The organism is Sphingobacterium sp. UGAL515B_05 (assembly GCF_033097525.1).
GTDB lineage: Bacteria > Bacteroidota > Bacteroidia > Sphingobacteriales > Sphingobacteriaceae > Sphingobacterium.
This window is the reverse complement of record NZ_CP109907.1, coordinates 2209808-2236574: the sequence shown is the minus strand read 5'-3', so window position 1 is coordinate 2236574 and position 26767 is coordinate 2209808. Positions and strand designations below refer to the sequence as shown.

At 40.3% G+C, this 26767-nt stretch carries 20 protein-coding genes; 8 read left to right on the top strand and 12 right to left on the bottom strand.

Annotated elements, in window-relative coordinates:
• Positions 1 to 131: 131 nt before the first annotated feature.
• From OK025_RS09085 to dnaG, 3 genes are read right to left on the bottom strand one after another with little or no spacing between them, the layout of a single operon-like run.
• The gene (locus OK025_RS09085; RefSeq protein ID WP_317669195.1) at positions 132 to 1160 is read right to left on the bottom strand and encodes a glutaminyl-peptide cyclotransferase; all 1029 of its coding nucleotides are present in this window, start codon (positions 1158 to 1160) and stop codon (positions 132 to 134) included.
• A gap of 30 nt (positions 1161 to 1190) precedes the next feature.
• Complete coding sequence (locus OK025_RS09080; RefSeq protein WP_317669194.1) at positions 1191 to 1547, bottom strand: YraN family protein; 357 nt, start codon at positions 1545 to 1547, stop codon at positions 1191 to 1193.
• Between the two features lie 8 nt (positions 1548 to 1555).
• A complete protein-coding gene (gene dnaG / locus OK025_RS09075) occupies positions 1556 to 3559 on the bottom strand; it encodes a DNA primase (RefSeq protein ID WP_317669193.1) in 2004 nt (667 codons plus the stop codon).
• 226 nt (positions 3560 to 3785) lie between these two features.
• Between dnaG and OK025_RS09070 the strand changes: the two genes are divergently transcribed.
• Complete coding sequence (locus tag OK025_RS09070; protein ID WP_317669192.1) at positions 3786 to 5171, top strand: nucleotide sugar dehydrogenase; 1386 nt, start codon at positions 3786 to 3788, stop codon at positions 5169 to 5171.
• Positions 5172 to 5310: 139 nt separating this feature from the next.
• Here OK025_RS09070 and OK025_RS09065 read toward each other — a convergent pair whose 3' ends face one another.
• Both OK025_RS09065 and OK025_RS09060 read right to left on the bottom strand, forming a co-directional pair.
• Positions 5311 to 5502 (bottom strand): hypothetical protein, encoded by a 192-nt coding sequence (locus OK025_RS09065; protein ID WP_228280105.1) that lies wholly within the window; start codon positions 5500 to 5502, stop codon positions 5311 to 5313.
• A gap of 256 nt (positions 5503 to 5758) precedes the next feature.
• Positions 5759 to 7870 carry a M3 family metallopeptidase gene (locus OK025_RS09060; protein WP_317669191.1) on the bottom strand — a complete coding sequence of 704 codons (2112 nt, stop codon included), beginning with the start codon at positions 7868 to 7870 and terminating at the stop codon, positions 5759 to 5761.
• Between the two features lie 174 nt (positions 7871 to 8044).
• On the opposite strand from OK025_RS09060, the gene OK025_RS09055 reads away from it, so the two are divergent.
• Positions 8045 to 9121, top strand: a complete 1077-nt coding sequence (locus OK025_RS09055; protein ID WP_120335147.1) for a DUF4407 domain-containing protein — start codon at positions 8045 to 8047, stop codon at positions 9119 to 9121.
• Positions 9122 to 9211: 90 nt separating this feature from the next.
• Here the strand turns inward: OK025_RS09055 and rmuC are convergent, their stop codons facing one another.
• The gene (gene rmuC, locus OK025_RS09050; protein ID WP_317669190.1) at positions 9212 to 10534 is read right to left on the bottom strand and encodes a DNA recombination protein RmuC; all 1323 of its coding nucleotides are present in this window, start codon (positions 10532 to 10534) and stop codon (positions 9212 to 9214) included.
• A gap of 204 nt (positions 10535 to 10738) precedes the next feature.
• On the bottom strand, positions 10739 to 11926 hold the full coding sequence (locus tag OK025_RS09045) for a formimidoylglutamase (RefSeq protein WP_317669189.1): 1188 nt from the start codon (positions 11924 to 11926) through the stop codon (positions 10739 to 10741).
• A gap of 190 nt (positions 11927 to 12116) precedes the next feature.
• Here OK025_RS09045 and OK025_RS09040 point away from each other — a divergent pair, with 190 nt between their 5' ends.
• The 5 genes from OK025_RS09040 to OK025_RS09020 all read left to right on the top strand — a co-directional run bounded on the left by OK025_RS09040 (position 12117) and on the right by OK025_RS09020 (position 20319).
• A complete protein-coding gene (locus tag OK025_RS09040; protein ID WP_317669188.1) occupies positions 12117 to 13088 on the top strand; it encodes an NAD-dependent epimerase/dehydratase family protein in 972 nt (323 codons plus the stop codon).
• 196 nt (positions 13089 to 13284) lie between these two features.
• Positions 13285 to 14577 carry an HAD-IB family phosphatase gene (locus OK025_RS09035; protein WP_317669187.1) on the top strand — a complete coding sequence of 431 codons (1293 nt, stop codon included), beginning with the start codon at positions 13285 to 13287 and terminating at the stop codon, positions 14575 to 14577.
• A gap of 138 nt (positions 14578 to 14715) precedes the next feature.
• Positions 14716 to 15300, top strand: coding sequence for a hypothetical protein (locus OK025_RS09030; RefSeq protein ID WP_075994535.1), 585 nt, complete (start codon positions 14716 to 14718; stop codon positions 15298 to 15300).
• 291 nt (positions 15301 to 15591) lie between these two features.
• Positions 15592 to 18927, top strand: a complete 3336-nt coding sequence (mfd, locus tag OK025_RS09025; protein WP_317669186.1) for a transcription-repair coupling factor — start codon at positions 15592 to 15594, stop codon at positions 18925 to 18927.
• A gap of 201 nt (positions 18928 to 19128) precedes the next feature.
• Complete coding sequence (locus OK025_RS09020; RefSeq protein WP_317669185.1) at positions 19129 to 20319, top strand: aminotransferase class I/II-fold pyridoxal phosphate-dependent enzyme; 1191 nt, start codon at positions 19129 to 19131, stop codon at positions 20317 to 20319.
• A gap of 85 nt (positions 20320 to 20404) precedes the next feature.
• Here the strand turns inward: OK025_RS09020 and galK are convergent, their stop codons facing one another.
• From galK to OK025_RS08995, 5 genes are all read right to left on the bottom strand, one after another.
• The gene (gene galK / locus OK025_RS09015) at positions 20405 to 21556 is read right to left on the bottom strand and encodes a galactokinase (RefSeq protein ID WP_317669184.1); all 1152 of its coding nucleotides are present in this window, start codon (positions 21554 to 21556) and stop codon (positions 20405 to 20407) included.
• Between the two features lies 1 nt (position 21557).
• The gene (locus OK025_RS09010) at positions 21558 to 22607 is read right to left on the bottom strand and encodes a UDP-glucose--hexose-1-phosphate uridylyltransferase (protein ID WP_075994539.1); all 1050 of its coding nucleotides are present in this window, start codon (positions 22605 to 22607) and stop codon (positions 21558 to 21560) included.
• 68 nt (positions 22608 to 22675) lie between these two features.
• Positions 22676 to 23950: a metallophosphoesterase gene (locus OK025_RS09005; RefSeq protein ID WP_317669183.1), complete on the bottom strand. Its 1275-nt coding sequence runs from the start codon at positions 23948 to 23950 to the stop codon at positions 22676 to 22678.
• Positions 23951 to 23962: 12 nt separating this feature from the next.
• Positions 23963 to 24997, bottom strand: a complete 1035-nt coding sequence (gene hemH / locus OK025_RS09000) for a ferrochelatase (protein WP_317669182.1) — start codon at positions 24995 to 24997, stop codon at positions 23963 to 23965.
• Positions 24998 to 25078: 81 nt separating this feature from the next.
• Entirely contained in the window at positions 25079 to 25927 is an 849-nt protein-coding gene (locus tag OK025_RS08995; protein ID WP_075994542.1) for a 4-hydroxy-3-methylbut-2-enyl diphosphate reductase, read from the bottom strand.
• A gap of 285 nt (positions 25928 to 26212) precedes the next feature.
• Between OK025_RS08995 and OK025_RS08990 the strand changes: the two genes are divergently transcribed.
• On the top strand, positions 26213 to 26632 hold the full coding sequence (locus OK025_RS08990; RefSeq protein WP_075994543.1) for a nucleoside-diphosphate kinase: 420 nt from the start codon (positions 26213 to 26215) through the stop codon (positions 26630 to 26632).
• Positions 26633 to 26767 lie beyond the last annotated feature (135 nt).

The following is a 26767-nucleotide window of genomic DNA, read 5'->3' as shown; positions in this document are numbered from 1 at the left end:
ACAGCCATACTTCAAAGAAAAATGGGGGCGCAATAAAAAACCTTGTCAGATAATTCTGACAAGGTTTCCATTTTATTCGAATGTGCAAATACTGTCTCCCTCACAAAGAAGGATCAAGATCTGAAGTTCGTTTACTTTTCAACGGTCTTGATCTCAAATAATGTATTCCACAACTTACCTGTTATAAAGAGACGCTTTCCAGTCTGGTCGTAAGCAATTCCATTCAATTCATTGTCATAAGCGGAAGTATGCTCATAAATACCTACAAGATTAATCCGTCCTTCTACCGCTCCTGTTTGCGGGTTGATTATAACAATAACATCTTTTTGATAGACATTTGCGTAGACTTTGCCGTCTATATATTCCAGTTCATTAAGTTCATCCACTGGTCCAGCTTCATCGTAAACTCCGATAGCATTTAGTTCCTTACCGGTCGTTGCATCTAAAAAGAACAATTTATTGGATCCATCAGACTTTATCAAATGTTGCCCGTCGTAGGTCAAGCCCCAACCTTCTTTACTATTTTCATATTTAAAGGAACTTTCCTTTACAAAAGAGTTTTTATCAAAGACATATCCCTCTCCCTGTTGCCACGTTAACATAAATAACTTATTACCGACCAATGTCATTCCTTCGGCAAAAGTCTTTTCATCAAATTTAATTTCCTTGAGTACTTTACCTGTTTTTAGGTCGATCTTTCTCAAGTTTGACTCACCATAACGGCCATTAGATTCGTAGAGAATACCATCAGCAAACTGTAGCCCTTGAGTAAAAGCTGTCGTATCGTGCGGGTATTTGTTGACAACCTCAAAACCATAGTTCTTCGCATTTTCAGGTACCACATAAAATGTACTTGAAACAGAATCGGGTTTTCCAGCATTGTATACCAAGGCGGAAATATTACGTGTACCATAGGCCATGTCTTTGGTATCTACCGTAATTGCCGTAGTATCAGTTGATGACCCCACATGTTTATCATCGACAAAATAAGCCACAGAATCCATTGATACTGATTCAAATTTCAATTTCAACTGGACTTGAGCACCTTTTAAAACAGCTTGATTTGCTCCGGGGGAAGCAAATTCCAAACTTGATTTTTTTGACTTACAAGAAGCAAAAGCTAGCGCTGCAATTGCCATAAAATAAGTGATTTTTCTCATCTATGTATAATTATTTATAAGTACGTATCCTTAGCTATCCCAAAACGCATCTTTGATATGGTTGAGTACTGTTTTGGGGGATCTTGTTATTGCGACAACATCAAATCTGACTTCACCGACATAACCTGTTTTAAGAATATAAGCCTGTGCTGCACGAATCAATAGTCGCTGTTTTTTGCGATCTACAAATTCGTAGGGTTCGCCGAAATCCGTTCCTGACCGTGTTTTTACTTCAACGAATACCAAGGTATCCCTGTCCACGACAATCAAATCTACTTCTAAATTCTTAAATCGCCAATTTCTTAACACTATTTTATAGCCTTGTTCCATGAGGTATTCCATAGCCATTTGCTCACCCCATTCGCCCGTTTTAAGATGCTTGGCCATATCCAGTACTATTTAACAATCGTATTTCCCAGAAAGCCTCCCAAGAGCCGTTCGGCCTCTTTAAGTTTCTGATATTTAAAAATAAGGACTTCTAGGTTTGCCACATCTTGTTCATGTTTCATTTCTTCACGAATATGATGCATTTCTGCCTCAATCTTACGCTTCTTGATCCGATAGATCGCTGTAACAACAAGTTGTTTTAAATGCTCATATTCTTGCGTTACATAAATTTTACGCTTATCGTCATTCCAATTTTCGCTGAGCGAATATTTACTGGCAACGCTATTAATCGCCAATTCGGATATTGACGCATCCGAATTCGAATAAAACTGCTTGGCATCTGGAATTTCGTAATTTTCTGCAGCATCTCTATAGACTTTTAAAATATAGGCCGCAGCTTTATCCTTAAATTCGATGTCGCTGATATTTCCTAGGAGTACTCCTGCTACGGGAATATCCCCGTCACCTTCCCAGGTTGCCAGATAATCCCCATAGTTGATTAAAATACGGACAATCTCCCGTTCCTGAAGAATTTCGGAAGTCAGTTGTACCGGTTGTTCGACATTCTCCATAGGAGCTACTCCCCCTCTTTCATCGTCTGTCATGAAGAAATCCGGAGGAGGACCGTCCATCCCAAAAGGTGGCATTCCTGCATTTGGTGCTGGGCTCTGGGGTTTACGAGCAGCATCCTTATCCGCCTTCTTTGCCCGATTGAGCCTAATCTTGTTGAGTTCAGCCAATAAAATGCGCTCTTCGATATCCAGAAGGCTACTACATTCCCTGATAAAAACAGAAACCTTAATTTCATCGGGAATCAATGCAATACTTTCGACGACATCACGGATTACCGAAGCCCTTTTTATTGGATCATTATTGGCATCGCGAAGCAGGATATTCGTTTTGTAGAAAATAAAGTCCTGCTGATTGGATTTGACATAATCTTTAAAAACCGTGGCACCAAACTTTTGCACGTAAGAGTCGGGGTCATTACCGTCGGGAAAAAGCAGTACTTTAACGTTTAAACCTTCTTCGAGCAGCATATCTGTACCGCGTAGGGAGGCTTTGATCCCTGCTTCATCCCCATCATAAAGTATGGTCACATTCTTTGTGAATCTGGAAATAAGCTTGATCTGACCTGTTGTCAAAGACGTTCCCGAGGAGGAAACAACATTTTCGACTCCAGCTTGATGTACCGAAAGAACATCGGCATAGCCCTCTACCAAGTAGCAATTATCCTCTTCCATAATTGCTTTTTTGGCAAAATTCAATCCATACAACACATCGGATTTATGGTAGATTTCGCTTTCGGGAGAGTTTACATATTTGGCGACCTTCTTATCCGTCTTTAGTGTCCGACCACCAAAGCCAATAACACGTCCTGTCAGGTTATGGATCGGAAACATGACCCGGCCGCGGAAACGATCATATAAAGATTTATCATCGCGTTCAATAGCCAAACCACTCGCGGCCAAATAATCTGGGTGAAAACCCGCTACCTGTGCTTTATCGACCAATGCAGTCCATTCCTCCGGCGAATAACCCAATTCAAATTTTTTGATGATATCTTCTCGGTAGCCACGCTCCTTGAAATAGTTGAGTCCGATAACCTGACCCATTTCAGTTTTCCAGAGTTGTTCGGCAAAGAATTTACTGGCCCAAGCACTTAGGACATATAGACTTTCCCGTTTATCCTGCGCAGCAAGCTGGGCCGGAGAACGCTCGATTTCTTCAATTTGAATCGAATACTTATCGGCTAAATAACGGATGGCTTCCGGGTAAGAGAACTTTTCCAGTTCCATGACGAATTTAAGGGAATCTCCACCAACACCACAACCAAAACACTTATAGATACCCTTTGACACAGAAACGTGGAAGGAAGGCGTCTTTTCATGGTGAAAAGGACAATTTCCAATCAGAGAAGTTCCCCGTTTCTTTAAATCAACGAAGTCTCCCACCACCTCTTCTATCCGTGCTGTTTCCAGTACCTTATCAATAACTTCCTGCTTTATCAAACCGTTTCTTTTTTAATGTAAAATTAGAATAAATCTTTTGCATCTCCACTAGGAAATGACTTCTTTAATGGCATTGCAGAAGCGCCATGAAACAAATAGAGGGAAAAACAATGGATGAGCCAGTTCCCCTAAATAAATTGTTTTGATATGCTGTGCTTTGTATTGCATATCAAAAGCAATTTATCTAAGTTTGTTCTTCAATTTATAGCTGATTAAGATAATCAAAATGAGCAAAACAATCAAGAAAATATGCTGTATCGGTGCTGGTTATGTCGGTGGACCTACCATGTCAGTTGTTGCAAAGCAATGTCCACATATTGAGATTACGATCGTCGATGTCAATGCCGCCCGTATCGCGGCTTGGAACGATGAGAATCTAGACAACCTTCCTGTATACGAACCAGGCTTACAAGAGATTGTTGCAGAAGCACGTAATCGTAATTTGTTTTTCTCAACCGATATCGAAAAAGCTATCGACGAGGCCGACATGATTTTTATTTCGGTCAATACACCGACTAAGAATTATGGAAAAGGCAAGGGAATGGCTGCAGACTTAAAGTATATTGAACTTTGTGCACGGCAGATCGCAGCGGTTGCCAAAAATGACAAAATTGTTGTTGAAAAATCGACTTTACCTGTTCGCACTGCGGCAGCTTTAAAAAGTATCCTTGATAACACGGGTAATGGCGTTAATTTCCATATTCTTTCCAATCCTGAATTTTTGGCTGAAGGTACAGCAATACAGGATCTAATCAATCCCGATCGTGTACTTATCGGTGGAGAAAATGACGAAGCCATCGGTGCATTGGTAGACATTTATGCGCATTGGGTAAGTCGCGACAAAATTCTCACAACAAACCTCTGGTCATCTGAACTTTCAAAACTAACAGCAAATGCCTTTTTAGCACAACGTGTCTCCTCCATTAACTCCATTTCGGCACTATGCGAGAAAACAGGGGCAAACGTAGATGAAGTTTCCAAGGCGATTGGTATGGACTCCAGGATTGGATCCAAATTTCTGAAAGCTTCTGTAGGTTTTGGAGGCTCTTGTTTTCAAAAAGATATCCTCAATCTGGTTTATATCGCACGAAGTTACGGTCTCACAGAGGTTGCCGAGTATTGGGATCAAGTGATTTTGATGAATGATTATCAAAAACAGCGATTTGCGGACAACATTATCCAGACACTGTACAATACTGTATCGGGTAAAAAGATTGCATTCTTAGGCTGGGCATTCAAAAAAGACACCAATGATACGCGTGAATCTGCAGCGATCTATGTTGCAGATTATCTATTGAGTGAACAAGCTGAAATCACGGTCTATGATCCTAAAGTTTCTGCCGAACGCATCTATGCCGACCTCGATTATCTGAATACACGCTCTTCGGAAGAAAACCGAGCCTTGGTAAAGGTTGTCAATACCGCCTATGAGGCTTGCAATGATGCACATGCAATTGCAGTATTGACTGAATGGGATGAATTTAAACGTTATGACTGGGCTAAAATTAAGGAGCACATGAAAAAGCCTGCATTTGTGTTCGATGGCCGTAAACTATTGAACCGTAAGGAACTTGAAGACCTTGATTTTAAATATTACGCGATAGGCGAGTAATCAATATATAGATAGAAAGAACCCTCAGCATATAGTCGCATAAGTGTATGCAACTATAACTGAGGGTTTTGTTTGTGCCTGTTGTCAACGCGTAAGGAAAGAGAGATGAAACACAAGCGATGCAACAGGACTTTTTATCTTAATTATTCAGCATTCCATAAAACTCATTCATGTAATAAGATTCTTGGAGTGCATCTCTGAAATTCTGCCATTGTTCTTCATCAAATGAAAATACGATATCTGGATAAGGTGTTTTCATAATCAACCGAAATTCACCATCTGGGAATGTGCTAAAAAAGAGCTCATCACCATTACTTTTCGTAATATTCAAGAAATCGAAGAATTTATTCCTCGTAAATGTCAGTACAAAACTTTGTTGCCAGATATAATATGTTTGACACTTATGGCAAACACTAATATGGGTATCTCCTCTTTGGCTTAGAATTTTTGTATCACACATACTATCTACATTTATTTAGACTCATTATAAATAATATTCAAATGTAAGAATAGTTTTTAGAATAACAAGTACCTGAACAAAAAAAAGGCGATATATTTCTATATCGCCTTTTTTTAATTAGAGAGCATTAGTTCAAACCTCTCTTTTTCAATAGATATTTTGGATCTGGATCTGCACCTCTAAATGTACGGTACATTTTAGCAGGATCATCAGTACCTCCTTTTTCAAGGATATTTTTACGGAAAGAATCAGCGGTTACTTGATCGTACAATGATTTTTCCTTGAAAGCTGCGAAAGCATCTGAATCCAATACTTCAGACCAGATATAGGCATAATAACCTGCAGAATATCCACCAGCGAAGATATGTTGAAAATATGTACTTCTATAGCGCGGAATAATAGCATCAATAATACCTATTTTTTTCATTGCTGTTTTTTCAAAGCCATTAATGTCTTTTGAAATTTCTTTTGTGGTAGCATGATAATCCATGTCTAACAACGCAGCAGAAAGGTATTCAACGGTTGCAAATCCTTGATCAAAGGTACCTGCCTTTTCCATTTTTTGAATCAATGAATCTGGCATTGCTTCTTTGGTCTTATAATGCTTAGCATATGTTTTTAACACCTCTGGGTCAGCTGCCCAATTTTCCATCACTTGTGAAGGTAGTTCAACAAAGTCACGGGGCACAGAAGTTCCGGCCATTGAGCGGTATCTCACATTGGAAAGAAGACCATGCAGAGCATGTCCAAACTCATGGAACAAGGTAGTCGCTTCATCAAATGTCAACAAGGCAGGATTTTTTCCCACTGGTTTTGTGAAATTGCATACGATGGAAATTACTGGAGCAACACGTTTGCCATCTTTTGTCGACTGGTTACGGTAAGAAGTCATCCAGGCTCCCCCTCGTTTTGACTCACGTGGGAAGAAATCGGCATATAGCAGACCTAAATGCGAACCGTCTTTGTCTTTAACTTCATACACTTCTACATCTTTATGGTAAGTTGGGACATTGTTTAAGGCTACGAATGTCAAACCATATAATTTATTAGCGACAGCAAACGCTCCTTCACGAACTGCAGGAAGGCTCAAATAAGGTTTAATTTCGTCCTCATTCAATGCGAAGCGTTTTTTACGAATAATCTCTGTATAATATCTCCAATCGTAAGGAGCCACGGCAAAATTACCTCCTTCAGCCTTAATTTCCTTTGCTATATCTGCCTCTTCACCTTTTGCTTTAGCGAGTGCTGGAGTCCAAAGTTTATTTAAGAGTGCATAGACATTGGTTGGATTCTTCGCCATTGATTCCTCGAGTACATAGGCCGCATGTGAAGAATAACCTAATAATTTTGCTTTTTGAAGGCGAAGGTTTACAATTTTTTGAATGATCGCCTTGTTATCGTTGGTGTTATCTTGATTACCGCGTAGCTGATAAGCCTCCCAAAGTTGCTTTCTCAATTCACGATTTTTTGCATATTGAAGAAAGGGCATAATGGAAGGATTCTGTAAGGTAAACACCCACTTATCCTTCTTTCCTTTTGCTACGGCTTCTTCAGCTGCTGCTGTTTTCAGCGATTCTGGTAAGCCTTCCAATTGGCTAGCAGAATCAACGACCAATGTATAAGCATTGGTTTCAGCAAGCAAATTTTGTCCGAATTGCGTTGTTAATGTTGAAAGCTCAGCATTAATTTTTTTCATTTTTTCCTTATCAGCATCCTTTAAATTCGCTCCGGAACGTACAAAACTCTTATAAGTTTCTTCCAACAGTTTATTGTCCTGTTCATCTAATCCAAGTGTATTTCGACTGCTCCAAACTGTTTTGATACGGTCAAATAGTTTGGTATTCATCGAGATTTCATCAGAATGACTCGATAAGATCGGGGCCAAATCTTTTGCTATCGCCTGAATACTGTCATTTGTATTGGCACTATTTAGATTATAAAATACAGTAGATACATTATTCAATAATCCACCTGCATTTTCTAGGGCGACTATCGTATTTTGAAATGTTGCTTTATCCGGATTGTTGACTATCGTGTCAATTTCCAAATTGTGTACTTTTATTGCTTCATCAAAAGCCGGCCTAAAATGCTCTGTTTTGATCTTGTCAAAAGGTGGTACATTAAATGGGGTTTCGTAAGCCAATAAAAGAGGATTATCTGTCATCACTTTTTTTTCCTCACAACCAACAAATGCAGTTGCCACTATCGCAAAAAATGGCAAAAGTTGTCTTTTCTTCATATTATCTGATTATTCCTGATTTTTTTTTCAAAGATAATAAAATTAGGCAAATGGTCGGCCTTCTTGGAGAGGGGGTTGCAGAGGAACCTAAAAAACAGTCATCGTATTGTAAAACAAAAACTTATTCATAAACCTTGTTAAAAATAATCTGTCAATTTGGGTAAAAATATTTTAATGAGCGATATTAACCGTTTCTTTTGGAGATGTGCGGGGGTACATCAAGAAACTCTTGAAAAATATCCGGAAGAGCATAGTAAGTACACAGCCATAGGTGCTACTATTTTTTTTACGGGATTGTTTGCCAGCCTTTCGGGTGGCTATGCCATGTATTTCGTATTTAGTGGTGGGGCATTTGACTGGCTCTTGGCCATTGTATTTGGCATCATTTGGGGTTTAGCGATATTCAATATGGATCGCTATATTGTACTCAGTATAAATAAATCAAAAAGTGGCCTTATGCAGCTTCTGCAGGCTCTTCCTCGAATTTTATTGGCAATTTTGATTGGTTTGGTTATCTCTAGGCCGTTGGAGTTAAAAATCTTCGATAAAGAGATTCGAGAAAACCTCCGTGTACGTTTTCTCGCAGATCAACGCGCTAAAATCGACACGCTCAACAGTACTTTCAATAAGAAATATGCCAATGAGGTTTCGCTTTTAAAAGCGATTACGGTCGAACGTGATTCATTAGAAGCCAGTATTAAAAATGACCGTACAAAATTGAATTACGAGATATTCGGGAACAAAACAACTGAAACATCAGGTGTCATGGGGTATGGCCCTTATGCCAAAATGAAAGAAGAAGAGTTGAAGAAAAAAGAAGGTTATTTGGATACTTTACGGAACAAGATAACGACCCAGCAAAACGCAATACGTCAGAAACAGAAATTTGAGGGGATATTGGACCAAAAAGTCTTATCCAACGCTTCGTTGGACAGCGCTGTCAATGTCGCTGGTTTTGCAGACCGCAATTCTGCGCTGGGTAATCTAAGGTACGATGCCAATGGAAAGGTCAACGAATCCAATGCAAATGCTGTGTTTTTTATTGCGTTGCTTTTTGTCTTCCTCGAGTGTCTTCCGGTAATCGTCAAGCTCTTGGCAGGAAAGGATCCTTATGACAACGAAGTCCAAAACCAAAGGACTATTCATGATTACGAATCAGACACCAATGTCACTGTTCAAAAAGAAGCTGTAGATCGTTTAAAGGATACCTATGTGGATGTTTCCATCAATAAACGGATGAAAGAGCTTTAGTAGAACCTCTAGCATAAGTTAGCAGAGCAGGCTTTGCTTTGCACGGTTAAAAATTATAAACGGGCTTACCTTTCGGCAAGCCCGTTTTTGTTAATCTTCCTCATCTAAAAATTTGGAATCGATCTGTTTATTTGCTTTGGCTCCTAAACGTTTTAATTTCTCCACTTTTCCGATCACGTTCCCAGCGCCCGTGGAGAGCTTTTTAGTTGCATCTTCATGGCTTTTTAATGCGCGCTCCAACTGATTTTGCACCTGTTCCATATCGTTCAGAAAGCTCACAAATTTATCGTAAAGGCTCCCTGCTTCCTTGGCGATTTCAATCACATTCCTAGTCTGGCGTTCCTGCTTCCAGATGCTGGCAATGGTACGAAGGGTAGCCAATAGTGTCGAAGGACTAACGATGACAACCTTACGATCCCAGGCATCGCTGAATAGATCCGGTTTTTCAGCGACGGACATACTCAATGCAGATTCAATCGGCATAAACAGCAGGACAAATTCCGGCGATTCGATACCATATAACTCATGGTAGTTTTTTGCGGAAAGTTCCTTCACGTGATTCTCCACGGACTGTACGTGTTGTTTTGCGAAAATTGCGCGGTCCTCGTCTGTCTCCGCATTGACCCAACGTTCGTAGGCAATCAGCGAAACTTTTGAATCCACAATCAGATGTTTATCTTCAGGAAGGTCGATAATCGCGTCGGGTTGCATTCTTCTTCCATCGGCATCCATCAGAGAGACCTGTAACCTAAATTCGCGATCGCGCATAAGTCCCGAACGCTCCAAAACCCGCTCTAAAATTACCTCGCCCCAATTGCCCTGTTTTTTGGTATCCCCTTTTAACGCCTTGGTTAAGCTATTGGCTTCGTCTTTAATTTTAAGACTCTGTTCGACCAGCTGAAGGACAACTCCCTTTAAAGAATTTCTTTCCGCTGCCTCTTGATTGTAATTTTTATCGACTTTCTCTTCAAACAATTTGATTTTTTCTTTCAATGGATCCAAGATCAAGCCCAGGGAACGGTGATTGGTCTCTGTAAACTTTTGTGTCTTCTCTTCCAATATTTTATTGGCAATTACCTGAAACTCGTTGTTGAATTGTCGTTTAATCTCGGCGATTTCATTTTTCTGTTCCTGAAATTTATCGAGCTGCGCCTCATAAAAAGAACGTGTACTCTCTAAAGACCGCTCGGCGACCAGAAGATTCTCCCGTTCTTTATCCAATTCATTTTTTAGCATAAGACGTTCTTCCAACAAACTTTGTTCCCGCTGTTGCGATCTAGCGAGTTCAATTTTTAGTGTTTCAACTTCTTTATTGTACGCAGGACCAACACTGGTATCGGTATTCTTTTTTAGTACCAATACGATCAAAATGACCAATAACAGCACGATTCCCGCAAAGAAAAATATTTCCATGATTTGTATTTTCTGAAGATGGTCTATGCTTACCTGAGCAGGTCTATTTTGCCATCATTGCATTTAATTAAACCTATAACATCTCAAACTTAATGGATCTGCACAACAAAAAAACAGATAAAACCAATCTGTTATTAGTTTGCTTGGTATATTATACACTTCTTTATGATAAGGTGTAATACCAATGTCCGGCTTACTGGTACATTATTGTAACTTTTGGTGTGTTTTCCACCATAGATCAGGCATTTCACCTGAAACAGCCAATTGGTAATCTTCATAACGGCAAGGCACGAGATAATAGCGCTCATTGACTGATTTAGATCCAAAATAAGGCACTTGAATCCACCAGCGGTCTGATTTTTTACTTTTCACAAAGACCAATTCATGCTCTTCATTTTCCAGTGTCGTGCGATAAATGATATAAGATGATTTGGGGTACAGCGGCGTATCTTGTTTACGGTTATAGTAACCATCAATAAAGCACCAGATCATTTGGGAGACCAGCATAGCCGTCTGCTCCATCGGATCAAATGTTGGATTGAATTCATAAAAACCGATGGAAGAGCATTTATCCGACATCCCGGCGTAACGGGCAAGTTGACAAGCTTCATCGCCAAATAAGCCATTGGGCATTGCATTGGCATTTCCGGGTGCTTCAGACGCTCGAATGGCTCCGATATCAAAACTAATTAAATCTGCAGCTCGGATCAAAGGCTCTGATTGGTCCATTTTACCGGCAATCATACCGACTCGTGTCGCATTAAAAAATAGTTTATCATACATATTGATAGACTCTTTACTTACAAGATACGTTTGATAAGCTATTGCATTTAAATTGAACAGATAGTCTGGCTGATGCAAGATGATATGATTCACATAAGAGCGAGATGTCAAGCTTACATTGTCAGCATTTTCCTGATCAAGGTCAAAACGTGCATCTATAATCGCTAGCTCTATTTTTCGTTCTAAATTTTGATACCCTAAATATTGTGCATAGGTCAGGTCCTGCCCACCGCCAATGATAATCGGAAGAATATTTTCTTTGATCAGTTCCTCTACGACAGATTTTAAAGCGATATAGGTATCTTGAATTGTATTACCTGCTTTGATATTTCCCAAATCAACGATATTCATCTTATAATCGCCCTGATATAGTGCATAGAGATGCTTACGCACAGCATCTGGCGCTTTATCTGTCCCATTATTATTTATGGATGCACGATCTTCCTCCACACCGACAATAGCCAATTGAGGCTGTTTATCCGCTTCCCAGCTCGGAAAATCTGTTTCATAGGCTTGAATAACGTTTCCTAGTTGAGAACTCAAGAACCCATGTTCTGGTGCAAAACCTGTAATTGAAATGGGGCTAAAGAATACGGACAGTGATGACATAAGCTATAATTTGTAAAATCTCTTATTTTTTCTGAAAATGCCTGTTTTAATTGGACAGAAAAAAGCTTCCTTAGCTTCGATAGCGTTTGGTACCACCGAAAACATGAAGTTTTTTCAGGATGCAATTCACACAAATATCCATTTATTAACTAACTTTTGAAAACATTATTTTTAACAGTATCTTTATCAAGTGATATTAATAACTGGAGGAACAGGTTTTTTAGGGTCTACACTAATCAGACAGTTGATAGACCAAGGAATTGACGTCATTGCCATAAAAAGAGCTCAATCGACTATTCCGGCCTCGTTGTTATCTTCTTCGTTGGTTCAATGGATCGACGCTGATATCAACAACTATTTTGAACTAGAAGATGCTCTTGAAGGTGTTACTAAAGTATTCCATTGTGCAGCATTGGTTTCCTACCAAAAGAAAGACGCTAAGGCACTCTTTAAAGTGAACGTGGAAGGGACGACAAATGTGGTCAATCTTTGCCTTGAAAAAGGTATTCGCCTGCTCCATGTCAGTTCGATCGCAGCCTTAGGAACAAATAGAGAAAACCTGCCGGTATCCGAGAAAGACCATTGGGAACACAATTCACTAACATCCAATTATTCGCTTTCAAAATATCAGGCAGAGATGGAGGTTTGGCGGGGTATTACCGAAGGCTTAAGTGCAATTATTGTCAACCCCTCGGTAATTTTAGGTGCTGCTGCAAACGATAAAGGCTCTGGCGCTATTTTTTCGATGATCAATAAAGGTCTACGATTTTACCCGAAAGGAAGTGTTGGCGTTGTTGACGTTGAAGATGTTGCTGCGATCATGATTCAATTGATGGAAAGAGATGATATCACGGCTGAGCGCTATATCATCAATCATCTCAATATAAGCAACAAGGATCTGCTGAGCGTAGCAAGTGTATTAATGAATAGGCCTGAACCCAAAATTGAAGTTTCTGAGACCTTACTCCAAATTGCTTCCACAGTTTCAAGTATGCTTGCTGTATTTAAAAAATCAGACGCGACATTAACGAAGGAAACAGCGGCAGCGTCAAGTGCCAAATTACAGTATTCCAACGCTAAAATCCAGGGACTTCTAAACCACAGTTATCGGCCTTTGGAACAAACATTAAAAGAAATTGCAGACTTATATAACAAACAGTAAAACTATAACATAATTAACAACCAAACCTTGATCTCATCGTGAGTAACTTCAATCCTTAAATAAAGCTCGATCCCGAGGCTAGTTTCGTCTCCTCTAATCAATATATGTTTGGAAGAAGAAGTGGAAGAAACAGACCTTGTACCAGTAAGCAGCATTCAGATGTATGACTCATGATAGTTTCATAAAAAAGAATAAGATGAAAAACTATTACATCATTGATTTTGATAGTACATTTACGCAAGTAGAGGCACTTGATGAACTTGCACGAATCTCCCTTGAGAACCATCCGGACCGAGAGGCTATCTACCACGAAATTGAGCGGTACACCAATCTTGCCATGGAGGGTAAACTATCCTTTCGCGAAGCATTGGCTGGTCGCGTAAAACTCTTAAATGCCAATAAATCTCATCTGGATAAACTAGTTTCACATCTTAAGAAAAAGGTTTCAACCTCTTTTTCCCGAAATCGTGAATTCTTCAAGAAACACGCCGACACCGCATGGATTGTTTCAGGAGGTTTTAAGGAGTTTATTACTCCTGTTGTGACACCGTATCATATCAAGACTGAAAATATCTATGCCAATACATTCAGATTTGATGAAGAAGGTAATATCATCGGTTTTGATGAAGAGAATCCATTATCAAATGAAGGTGGAAAAGTGCAATTATTAAAACAGTTGAATATTGAAGGTAGACTATTTGGCATTGGCGACGGTTATTCAGATTTTCAACTGAAAGAATCGGGATTGATTGAAAAATTCTTTGCATTTACAGAGAATATCCAACGTAAAAGTGTCACTGAGAAAGCAGACTTCATCACACCTAGTTTTGATGAGTTCTTATATGTAAATGATCTGCCCCGTGCAATATCCTATCCTAAAAACCGTATCCTTTGTTTGATCGTGGGTGATGTACCAGAAATAGCGGCTCATATCCTAAAAAGAGACGGTTTTTCAATCCGCACAAAAGATACGTTCGAAGAAAAGTATGCGAAAGATGTAGGGATGCTTCTATTGGGGGACAATATCGATATCAGTGATGAGCAACTCCAACATGCTGACAAATTAAAAACGATTGGATATTTGGGTGATATCAGAGGGCATATCAATAAGGATATCTGCAATGCTAAAGGTATTGTCGTTTTCGATGATAAGAAAAATAAAAAGAAAAATTCCGAGTTTATACCTCGGCGGATGGCCGATTTTATCAACAATGGTGATACTTATTTAAGTCGCAACTTCCCAAATCTGATTTTACCAAAAGTAAAACAGGTAACGAGATTACTGCATATCCACCAAAACGTTCCCGGAATTATGGCGCAGATCAATAAGGTCTATGCCCAAAATAACATCAATATTGTTGCCCAATTTCTAATGACCAAAAGTGACATCGGCTATGCGGTAACCGATATACAAGGTGAATATGATAAAGATCTATTGAAACAACTCAAACAGATCGACAATACGATTAAGTTCAGAATATTGTATTAATAGCAAACAGCCGTAAATAGGGGCGGCAGCTATTGCCTGCTTCAATTCCGGCTTATGAAACGAGGAATTTATTCAGGCACGCTGAAAGTGTGCCTGACTTTTCGCTCAACAACTCTTTTTACACTAAAAACACAGATTATGTCCTTACATCAAGATGCCGAATTAAAGAAAGCTGTCCTTGACCTACCGCAGAAGGAAAAAGACAAACTCCTTGTACGCCTGATAAGCAAGGACAAAATGCTGATCAAACAATTGCATTTCCAATTACTTGAAAATGCAGACGATTTAGAGGAACGTATTGAAAAACTACGAAAGCAACTGGCACAATTGTTCGATATTGGTTTAAGTCAAATTGGCAATACGCCACAACACAGTCACTTTATTGCACTTAGCAAGCTGGTGAAACAAGCAAGCGGTTTAGTGAATGAACACGAAAAAGTCACCAAGGACAAAATCAGTGAAGTAGAATTTAGATGCTATATCCTGAAGAGAACCATTGCTGATTACGACAGACTTTTCGACTCCTCTTATCAGTCTGCCGCCCACAAATTGCATAAATATATAACAGGGCGTATAAAGCATGCGGTGGGTAAATACAGTAAACTTCATGAGGACTTTCAGTTTGACTACCGGGAAGATTTTCAAAATACACTGGATGCTTTTGGTAATACAACACTTAAAAGCTATATTAGTGAACAGAAGATTGACCTCGACCTAAATTAGTCATGAGAAATAGCAAAAACCGCGTTAAAATTGGATCCTTTCATGTTACAGCTTACGAGCAATATAAATTAATTTACTTGGCCACATTGTTGGTGTTGCTCGCTTTTGCCTACACCTTTTACCTCGCGAAATAAAGTCCTGCACAGATCAATCTGTTATAGCTTTTGAGCTTGCTAAAGTCATGCCTTCTTAACGAGGGATTCAGCCATTTTTTTACCAAAAAATTTAGTACATCATACCTAATACTTGATACTATTTCGTTAAATTCGCAATTATTCGAAATTTTTGCTCGTGGGAATTCAAGAAATATTAGAAAAATACAGCCAAAGCGAATCCGTCCAGTCGCTTACCAAGGCTATGCAATCCAAAAACCCAAAGATTCAGCTGAAAGGGCTTATCGGATCTTCGGATGCGTTCATAGCCGTATCTTCTTACAACTTACAGGAACGTCCAATGGTCTTTATCTTACCGACTCATGAAGACGCTTCTTATTTTTTAAGTGATCTGGAAAGCCTGTTGGATAAGCAGGTTCTTTTTTTCCCTTCGTCTTATCGCAAAGCTTTTGATTTTACACAAACTGACTCTGCCAATGTATTGCAACGTGCGGAGACGTTAAGTTCACTCAACCATACTTCGGAATTACCGAAAATGGTTGTGACTTATCCGGAGGCTATTGCTGAGAAAGTGATCAACCGCAACGATCTGGATAAAAATACGTTGGAAATAACAGAAAACACCGCTCTAAGTATTGATTTCATCAACGAATTCTTGATCGAATATGATTTCGAACGTGTCGACTTTGTGTATGAACCTGGGCAATTTGCGATACGCGGTGGCATTGTAGATATCTTTTCCTTTTCGAATGACCTCCCATACCGTATTGAATTCTTTGGCGATGACATCGAAAGCATACGTACATTTGACATTGAGTCCCAGCTGTCTGTCAAAAAAATCCACAAAGTAACCATTGTACCGAATGTCCAAGCGAAATTCCTAACATCCCAACACATTTCCTTATTGGAATATGTAGATCAGGACGCTACGATCTGGATCAAAGACGCTCAATTTACGTTAGATATTGTAAAAGATGGGTTAAAAAAAGCGGAAAAGTTATGGGCGGGGCTAACAGATAAGCAAAAAAAGGATAATCCCGAATGGCATAACCCAGCCCATGAGTTTACAGATGAGAAAAACCTCAATGCCTTATTCTTTGATTTCCCGATCGTCGAATTCGGCAAGCAGTTCTTTTATAAAGCTGAAGTAACACTCAAGTTCGATATCCATCCGCAACCTTCGTTCAATAAGGATTTTAATCTCTTAATCCATAATTTCAAGGAGAATGAGGGCCAGCGGATCCAGAATCTGATCTTTTCAGATTCAACCAAACAGGTCGAACGTATCTATACGATTCTAGAAGATCTCGATAAATCAGCGACCTTTATTCCAATTCATAAAGCTTTACGCGAAGGTTTTAGAGACGACAGTTTAAAGTTGGCCTGTTACACGGATCATCAGATATTTGACCGCTATTATAAATATAAACGCAAGAAGGCTTACGAGCGTTCGCAGGCAATTACGCTCAAAGATTTACGGGATCTTAAACCGGGCGATTTCATTACCCACATTGACCATGGTGTCGGCCGCTACGGTGGCTTGGAAAAAGTGGACGTCAACGGTAAATCTCAGGAAATGATCCGCTTGATCTATGCGGACAATGATCTTTTGTATGTAAACATCAACTCCTTAAACCGCATTTCCAAATATTCCGGCAAAGAGGGTACTGTTCCCAAAATGAATAAATTGGGCACCGACGCCTGGGACAAACTCAAAAAGACGACCAAGAAAAAAGTCAAGGATATTGCGCGCGACCTGATCATGCTTTATGCCAAAAGAAAGGCTCAGCATGGAAATGCGTTCTCACCGGATAGCTACTTACAGAATGAACTGGAGGCCTCCTTTATCTATGAGGATACACCCGATCAGGAAAAGGCTACTGCCGATGTAAAAAAGGATATGGAATCGCCACATCCGATGGATCGATTGATCTGTGGGGATGTTGGCTTCGGAAAAACGGAGGTTGCCATCCGCGCAGCCTTCAAAGCTGTAGCAGACAGTAAACAAGTTGCTGTCCTGGTACCGACGACCATTCTTGCATTACAGCACTACCGGACATTTTCGGAGCGTCTAAAGGGCCTTCCATGCACGATCGACTATATCAATCGTTTCAAAACGAGCAAACAGATCAAAGATACCTTAGCCAGGCTCGCTGAAGGAAAAATAGACATTATCATCGGCACACACCGCCTTGTTAGCAAAGATGTCAAATTCAAAGATCTTGGTCTAATGATTATTGATGAGGAACAAAAATTTGGGGTCGCTGTAAAGGAAAAATTGAAAGTCATGCGTGCGAATGTAGATTCGCTGACATTGACAGCAACGCCAATTCCAAGAACATTACACTTTTCATTGATGGGAGCCCGCGATCTGAGTATCATCTCGACTCCGCCGCCCAACCGCCAGCCTGTACAGACCGAACTCCACGTTTTCAATGAAACACTGATTGGAGAGGCCGTCAGTTACGAACTTGATCGTGGTGGACAGGTATTCTTTATCCATAATCGTGTTGCAGATCTTCCACAGCTGGGTAATTTGATTCGCAAGCTGGTTCCGGGAGCACGGGTCGGTGTTGCACATGGCCAATTGGAGGGTGATGAGCTCGAAGATGTGATGCTCAAGTTTATCAATCACGATTTCGATGTCTTAATTGCAACTACGATTATTGAAGCGGGTCTTGATATTCCAAATGCAAATACGATTATTATTAATCATGCACATATGTTCGGACTGAGTGACCTGCACCAAATGCGGGGTCGGGTCGGTCGCTCCAATAAAAAGGCTTTCTGTTATTTACTGAGTCCGCCATTGTCGACTTTAACTTCGGAAGCCTATAAACGACTTTCTGCGATAGAAGAATTCTCGGAACTGGGCTCTGGATTTAACGTTGCCATGCGCGATTTGGATATACGTGGATCAGGAAACCTCTTGGGAGGCGAACAATCGGGCTTTATTGCCGAGATCGGTTTCGAAATGTATCACAAAATCTTGGACGAAGCTATTCAGGAACTGAAAGAGGATGAGTTTTCAGCGGTATTCGCTGATGAGAAGGAACACAAATATGTCTCCTTTACACAGATTGACACCGACCTCGAGGTATTGATCCCGGATGAATATGTAACCAATATCACTGAACGATATAATCTGTATACAGAGCTCTCTAAATTAGAGAATGAGCAGCAATTGGCAGCTTTTGAAAAAGAACTTGAAGATCGCTTTGGCCCTATCCCACGAGAAGTATTTGAATTATTTAATACACTCCGTTTACAGTGGTTTGGTAAAACGATAGGATTCGAAAAAATAGCGTATAAAAAGCATACACTGAAAGGTTATTTTGTCAACAACCCCAAGTCGAGCTACTTTGAATCTGATCAATTCGGCCGTGTACTGTCCTTTGTGCAAAGCCATCCGGAGATCAGCAACCTCAAAGAAGTCAAAGGCCAGCTTCGTTTAGCGTTAAACAATGTGAATACCATTGGTTATGCGTTGAGTCTTCTGAAAGAAATGCTGTAAGACATATTGATGCATCCGATATAAATAAAATCTACATATTGAGTAGATTTTATTTATATTTGATATACAAGACAAACCTTCTTCGAGCTGTTAGTACCAAGAGTGCTTTCAAACGAGCTAAGGGTTCCTTACGATCAAAGATTCGACAAGATCGAGTTATAGATACTTAAGGCGATACAAGCATCAATCAATATTATTAGTATGGCTACCAATACCGAAACGATACTCGTCCATGAAGGACAGCAATTCAACCAGACATCTGCAGTAACTACTCCAATCTATCAGACATCCACCTACATTGCAGATCCTGACCCAACGGAATATATCAAAGCTGCTACCGAACCAAAACACCCTTATTTTTATCATCGCCATGGTAATCCAACGAATAGCCAGGTAGCGTCCATCCTAGCAAAACTGGAAAAAACGGAGGATGCACTGGTATTTGCAACAGGCATGGCTGCCATCAGTACAGCCATATTGGCCATCGTTAAATCGGGGGATCATATTGTCGCCCAACATGCACATTATTCCGGAACAGCTATTTTCTTTAAAGAGTTCCTAACGGATTATGGAATAACAGTGACAGCTGTGGACCAAACCGATGTTTCAGCTTTTGAAAAGGCGATTCAAACAAATACCAAATTGATTTATATAGAGACCCCATCGAATCCAAATCTCCATATCACAGACCTAAAAGCGATCGGTGAACTCGCCAAACAGCATGGGATTCAGAGTATGGTCGATAATACATTTGCCTCCCCTATCAACCAGACACCGACAGATTTTGGAATAACCGTCGTTGTCCACAGCGCCACGAAATATTTAGGCGGACACAGCGACCTCACTGCAGGTATCGTCTGTGGTACGCAGGACTATATCGCCAGCGTATGGAAACGATCCGTTGCTTTGGGAGCATCACTCGCACCGCTTGATTCCTGGTTACTATTACGGGGATTGAAAACATTAAGTCTACGCGTCAAACAAATCAATACAAATGCGCTAAAGCTGGCCGAATTTCTGGATCAACATCCAAAAATCAAAAAAGTCAGTTATCCCGGATTACCCAATCACCCACAACATGAGCTCGCTACCCAGCAAATGAACGGTTTCTCGGGTATGCTTTGCATCGATGTCAACGGTAAAGACGAAGAGGAGGCATTTTTAAATGCGCAGAAACTCATCAATGGGCTGCATATATTTATCAATGCGGCCAGTTTGGGCGGGGTCGAATCGCTTATTGTACACCCCGCGAGTATGTGGGGCGGTCATCATACGAAGGAACAGAAAGAAGCTTCCGGAATCACGCTAGGGATGTTGCGCATCTCTATTGGAATCGAACATGCCGATGATCTAATCGCCGACTTAAAACAGGCATTAGACCAGCTTAACTAGGACTTGTGTGGTAAGTTGTTATCAAAAAAAAGACAAAAAATAAGGGGAATAACATGAATATGTTATTCCCCTTATTTATTTTTCATCAAAGTACGTGGGTACCGTCGGCAATCCTGACCTGAATGACCGAAAGTTCTTTATCAAATTTCTGTTTGTATTCTTTTTCGAGTGTTGGCAAAATTGAAGGTAATACACCTTCTTTGACGATATTGATCGTACAGCCACCGAAACCGCCCCCCATCATTCGGGCACCGATCACCTCAGGAAATTGCTTGACGTAATCCACTAGATAATCCAGTTCTGGACAACTGACTTCATACACTTTACTTAATCCCTCATGACTTTGGAAAATATACTGTCCAAGCTGAACAACATCTCCTGAACGTAGTGCATCACACGATTTCTCTACGCGTTCATTCTCACGGACCACAAAACTAGCTTTCGCATAAATATCGGCATCTTTGTCTTTCACCAATTCATCCAACATTGCCACTGTTACATCACGCAGATTTTTGACTTCCGGGTATTTTTCCCGAACCCATGCAGAAGCTTGCTCACACTGTTCACGACGTGTATTGTAAGCCGTAGAAGCTAATGAGTGTTTTACGTTTGTATTCAATAACACAACTTCGTACCCCTTAAGATCAAGCGGAACATACTCAAATCCTAAAGTACGGCAATCCAGTTTAATGACATTTTTCTCTTTACCAAAGGCTGATGCAAACTGATCCATGATACCACACATCACACCAGCGTAGGTATGTTCAGCTTTTTGTGCAATCTGTGGAATATCAAGTCGCTCTACATGTAGCTCAAAAAGCTCACTAAGCGCTAAAGTAACCGCGCATTCAACGGCTGCTGAAGACGATAATCCGGCCCCCAGTGGCACATCACCATCGATATAAAGGTTGAATCCACCTAAAGTTGCACCACGTTTCTGATATTGATCCACAACTCCGAGAATATAATTTGGCCAATGTTTTTCTGAGATAGCAATATCTGTTAGTTTTACCTCATGACGTTCCTGATAATCTTCTGCATATAGTACAATGTTATCATCCGATCGCTTACTTACAGCAACGTATATTGCTTTGTCAATTGCAGCAGGCAATACAAATCCATCATTATAATCCGTATGTTCTCCAATAATATTAATCCGTCCGGGGGAAGAAACCACAAGAGGTTCTTCTTGATAGTGTTCTTTAAATTTATTTACAATTGTATCTTTTGTTATCATCTTATTTAGCTTTATAATGAACTGTCGAACAATTTCGCAGTTGTTCTGCGGCAACTTCCGGTGTAATATCACGTTGCGGATTTGCTAACATCTCGTAGCCGACCATAAACTTCTTAACCGTCGCAGAACGCAGTAATGGTGGATAAAAATGCATATGCCAATGCCACTCGGGGTGGTCACCATCATTTACCGGGGCCTGATGCATTCCTGCAGAATAGGGGAAGGATGTTTTGAAGAGATTGTCATATCGCGTCGTCAATAACTTGAGGATAGCGGCAAAATCCGTCTTTTCCTTCTCGTCAAATCCGGCAATGTTTTGGATAGATCGTTTGCTGACAATCATCGTTTCGTAAGGCCATGCGGCCCAAAAAGGAACTAGAGAAACAAAAGAATCATTTTCGTCAATAATGCGCTCCTCTTTTCTCAACTCCGCTTTAACATAGTCTGACAGGATTGTACGTTGATATTTATTGAAATATTGCTGTTGCTGAACGCATTCTTTTTGGATTTCTACTGGCAAATGATTTTGTGACCAGATCTGTCCGTGTGGATGTGGGTTACTACAGCCCATAATCGCACCTTTATTTTCGAAAATTTGAATGTATTTGATCCAGTCAACCTTGGAGAGTTCGACAAATTCCTTTTGCCAAAGATCAACCACCGATTTGATTGCGGCCTGATCCATTTCAGGTAGTGTAAGATCGTGGCGTGGCGTGAACGCAATTACCTTACAGATCCCTCTTTCGGTCTCTGCGACAAATAATTCATCCTCATTAAATTCCTGTTGGCTTGTATCTTTTAATAAAGCCGAGAAATCGTTCACGAAGACAAAACTTTCTTTATAATCTGGATTGACATCACCATCTGCCCGTTTATTGGTTGGACACAAATAGCATTGCGGATCATATTCCGGTCTATTATCTCCCGGAAGATCCTCTACCTGTCCTTGCCATGGTCTTTTACTACGATGCGGAGAGACAAGTACTTTTTCCCCGGTAAGAATATTAACACGTGTGTGGGGAGAGTCCCCAAAGTTTAAAGTTGATTGCATGTTATGTATAACTGGTGTACAGAATACACAATTATAGCTATATTAACTCAAAAGTCAAAGCAGATTTTTTAGGCTTTAAACTTTGGGTCTTGCGCTTTTAACAATTCGAATATGGTAATTTCAGGTAGAATTCCAACGCGTCCTGGATAACCCAAAAAGCCATAGCCTACATTCACGTATAATCGTTTGTTCTGTTGTGCACGATAAAGCCCTGCCCATTCTTTATAAATATATTGTACCGGACTCCATTGCAACATCTCGGATCGTACACCAAATTGCATACCATGTGTATGTCCGGCAAACATCACATCCACATCGGTATCCAATACCTGTGCCCGCCAATGCGAAGGATCGTGAGACAACAGCAACTTGACAGGCTGCTCTTCGGTACCCATTAACGCTTTCTTGATATCACCATGTTTCGGAAAACGACCTGTCCCCCAATTCTGCACCCCAACAATACAAAGCTCTTCGCCGTCGACCTTAATCTTGCGATTTTCATCCATTAAAAGATCCCAGCCCATAATTTTATGAACATCGATTACATCCTTGAGGTTCTTGCGTTTTGCAGGAGAATCTTCTTTACCATAATAGTAGTCACCATAGTCGTGGTTACCTAATGTAGAAAACACGCCTAAATCAGATTTCACACGAGCAAAAATATCTTGATAGCCCCGCATTTCAGAAGCTTGGGCGTTCACAATATCACCGGTAAAAAATGTCACATCAGCTTTTTCCTTTAAAAGCATATCAATACCGCCGTTGACAGCTTTTTTATTGTAGAAAGATCCCGAGTGCACATCTGAAATCTGCGCGATGGTCATTCCATGGAATGCTTTGGGCAAATTTGGCAAATACAACGGCACTCTCCTTACACGATAGTCATAGGCTCCTGAAATAATACCCCAGCTCAATGGTATCAAGGGTGAGGCACCAACTAGAATACCAGCTTTGGTCAAAAACTCGGATCGGCTAATTCCTTTAACCGGATTTTCCGGTAAAGGGTCTCCGGCATCTTCAACTAAGTCCTCAATAGATCTCTTTTTTGTGAATAGCCGTTTTAACCACACACCACCGCGTCTGATATCATCAATCAACAAAATCAAAAAGAAAAATATCTTTGATGCGGCAGTCAGAAAAAAGGCAACTAAAATAACCGACCGTACGATTAAGGGAATGCTATATTGTGCTGAAATAAAAACTCCCAATAGCAGTAAAACAGAATAAGACCACCAGAGGATGGAAAATACTTTTGTTTTGGGAAATTTAATTTTCGTTGCGCGGAGCGCAAAGAAAATATAAAAATCCAATATGAGTAATACACACGCGTTTATCAACAACATCTTTTACCTATTTTAATTTTTGGCATTGAGTGCCAATTGTTTTAAAGACTCGATCCATTTGGGATCATCATTAAGACTTTCTACCAAACAAACCTCTTCTCCACCCAACTGCTTAAATTCATTAGCATATTCCACGCCAATTTCATCAATGGTCTCGATACAATCCGCCACAAAAGCAGGACTGAAAATTAATAACTTCTTATAACCTTTCGCGGCAAGGTCGTGCAACAAATCCGAGGTATATGGCTGTATCCAGGGCTCTTTACCTAACCTGGATTGAAAGCAAAGCGAATATTGTTCTTTTTTTAACCCAAGCTTGGCAGCTATCGCCCGTGTTGTTGCATAGCATTGCGAGAGATAACAGTATGAATTGGCAGTTGTTTTACAGGAATCACAACCTGATTCGGGGCATTTGAGCTGACCTGTCGGATCCACTTTGCCAAGCTGTCGCACAGGAAGGCCATGATAGCTAAAGACAAAATGGTCAAAACTTTCCAGATCGTGCCTGCGGGCATGATCTGCATAAGTTTCTGCCATCAAATCGTCTGTGCAGAAATTGCTTACGAAACTGATTTCCGGCAGATAATTCCATTTGCGGATTAGTTCCATGACACGATCAATGACCGAGCCCGATGTTGCCGAAGCGTACTGTGGAAATAAAGGGATTACGCGAATGGACTCCAAAAATAAGCCTTCCATATTTTTCAATGCAGCCTCAATCGATGGGTTTTGGTAACGCATCGCTAATTCAACATGGTATTCTTCCCCCAATGCTTCTTGAAGCAGATCACGTTGCAAAATACTGTAATGCATCAAAGGTGATCCCGTTTCTTTATCCCAGATCGTTGCATATACTTTTGCAGATTTGGGAGCACGTGTACGTGCAATAATTCCCTTCACCAATAAGGTTCGTTGAAAATAGGGAATATCAATGACACGTGGATCCATTAAAAACTCCGTTAAATACTTTTTTACATCTGGAGTAGTGGGACTATCAGGTGTACCCAATTGTACTAAAAGAATACCTTTTTTACCTTTATTGCTCATAGCTTACAAAGCTAAGCAAAAAAGAATGCACTCGGGATCTAAACCGCGGAATTATGAAATATCTGTGACGGGTAATTGTGCCTATAATGCTTCTAAACTTGCTTTTACGTCCTTCATCAACCACATTGGCGTAGAAGTAGCGCCACAGATACCTATACGATCGTTTTCAGCAAAGACCGATGCATCTAATTCAGCTGGATCAGAAATAAAATAACTCGCGGGATTGGCGTTTTGACAAACTTCAAACAGCACCTTTCCATTGGAGGATTTCTTGCCCGATACAAAGACTATCTTATCGTATTGTCTGGCAAAAGCGCCAAGATCCTCGTATCGATTGGAAACTTGTCGACAGATGGTATCATTGGCCTTCACTTCATACCCGCGCTTAATCAGTTCGTCTTTGATGGCATAAAATTTATCCACGCTTTTTGTTGTTTGGCTGTATAGGGTAAATGAGGCCGGCAATTCGACTTGATCCAATTCGGCAATATCCTGAAAAACTAAGGCTTCATTATTTGTCTGCCCCTGTAAACCGATCACTTCAGCATGTCCATGCTTCCCAAAGATTAGAATTTTCTCCTCTTGATCGAACGATGTTTTTATACGGTTCTGCAGCTTGAGCACCACTGGACAAGAGGCATCTATCAGGGTAATGTTGTTTTCCAAAGCAACACGATAAGTTTCGGGAGCTTCACCATGAGCACGGATCAATACCTTTTCATTACGCAAGGTCGGCAGAGCGGCATGATCGATAATACGTAAGCCTTTTGCTTTCAATCGAGCAACTTCCTCATCATTATGAACGATATCCCCCAAACAATAAAGATATCCATCCTCCTCCAAGATCTCCTCCGCCATATCAATAGCGTATACCACCCCAAAGCAAAAGCCTGAGTCTTTATCGATGTCTACTGTTAGATTTAATGCCATAATATCACAAAGTTACATATTCGTATTGAACTTAGATCAATTGTTTTTTTACTTTTCTATAAACGGTCGGACACAATGCCCTGTTACATATCGTCAAAAAACATTGGACCAGGAACATAGGGAAACATCTATTTCAGAATAGGCATAGATTTGGGACGAGAAGGCAATAACTTAGCAACAAGGGTTGCATCAGCCGGTTGGATTTTCAATAATTGTGTCTATATGAAGCCTAATGATATTGCATATGAAAAGCAATTTATCTAATTTTGCAAAAAAATTAAAATAATGGCAACTAACAGAACTTTTACGATGATCAAACCTGACGCAGTAGCGAATGGTCACATCGGTGCAATCTTAAACGATATCATTGCTGGTGGTTTTAAAATCATTGCAATGAAATACATCCAACTTTCTCAAGAGACAGCTGGTGCATTCTATGCAGTACACAAAGAGCGTCCTTTCTATGGTGAGTTGGTAAAATTTATGACTTCAGGTCCTATCGTTGCTGCAATCTTGGAAAAAGATAATGCTGTTGAAGATTTCCGTACATTGATCGGCGCGACTAATCCTGCTGATGCAGCGGAAGGTACAATCCGTAACAAATATGCTAAATCTATTGACGCAAACGCTATCCATGGATCGGATTCAGATGAGAATGCTGCTATCGAAGGAAACTTCTTCTTCTCTCAATTTGAAAGATTCTAGTCGTTAGAAACAACATAAAAAAAGCGCTTTACAAATTGTAAAGCGCTTTTTTTATGTTGTTGCCTTCTCACTCTCGAGGAAAATAGAACCCTCAACCGGTTCACCGAACTGTTGGCCTTAATAAACGTACGATGG

Coding starts and splice junctions, on each gene's coding strand:
- OK025_RS09085 (WP_317669195.1), bottom strand. CDS start 1,160: ATGAGAAAAATCACTTATTTTATGGCAATTGCAGCGCTAGCTTTTGCT.
- OK025_RS09080 (WP_317669194.1), bottom strand. CDS start 1,547: ATGGCCAAGCATCTTAAAACGGGCGAATGGGGTGAGCAAATGGCTATG.
- OK025_RS09070 (WP_317669192.1), top strand. CDS start 3,786: ATGAGCAAAACAATCAAGAAAATATGCTGTATCGGTGCTGGTTATGTC.
- OK025_RS09060 (WP_317669191.1), bottom strand. CDS start 7,870: ATGAAGAAAAGACAACTTTTGCCATTTTTTGCGATAGTGGCAACTGCA.
- OK025_RS09055 (WP_120335147.1), top strand. CDS start 8,045: ATGAGCGATATTAACCGTTTCTTTTGGAGATGTGCGGGGGTACATCAA.
- rmuC (WP_317669190.1), bottom strand. CDS start 10,534: ATGGAAATATTTTTCTTTGCGGGAATCGTGCTGTTATTGGTCATTTTG.
- OK025_RS09045 (WP_317669189.1), bottom strand. CDS start 11,926: ATGTCATCACTGTCCGTATTCTTTAGCCCCATTTCAATTACAGGTTTT.
- OK025_RS09035 (WP_317669187.1), top strand. CDS start 13,285: ATGAAAAACTATTACATCATTGATTTTGATAGTACATTTACGCAAGTA.
- OK025_RS09030 (WP_075994535.1), top strand. CDS start 14,716: ATGTCCTTACATCAAGATGCCGAATTAAAGAAAGCTGTCCTTGACCTA.
- OK025_RS09020 (WP_317669185.1), top strand. CDS start 19,129: ATGGCTACCAATACCGAAACGATACTCGTCCATGAAGGACAGCAATTC.
- galK (WP_317669184.1), bottom strand. CDS start 21,556: ATGATAACAAAAGATACAATTGTAAATAAATTTAAAGAACACTATCAA.
- OK025_RS09010 (WP_075994539.1), bottom strand. CDS start 22,607: ATGCAATCAACTTTAAACTTTGGGGACTCTCCCCACACACGTGTTAAT.
- OK025_RS09005 (WP_317669183.1), bottom strand. CDS start 23,950: ATGTTGTTGATAAACGCGTGTGTATTACTCATATTGGATTTTTATATT.
- hemH (WP_317669182.1), bottom strand. CDS start 24,997: ATGAGCAATAAAGGTAAAAAAGGTATTCTTTTAGTACAATTGGGTACA.
- OK025_RS08995 (WP_075994542.1), bottom strand. CDS start 25,927: ATGGCATTAAATCTAACAGTAGACATCGATAAAGACTCAGGCTTTTGC.
- OK025_RS08990 (WP_075994543.1), top strand. CDS start 26,213: ATGGCAACTAACAGAACTTTTACGATGATCAAACCTGACGCAGTAGCG.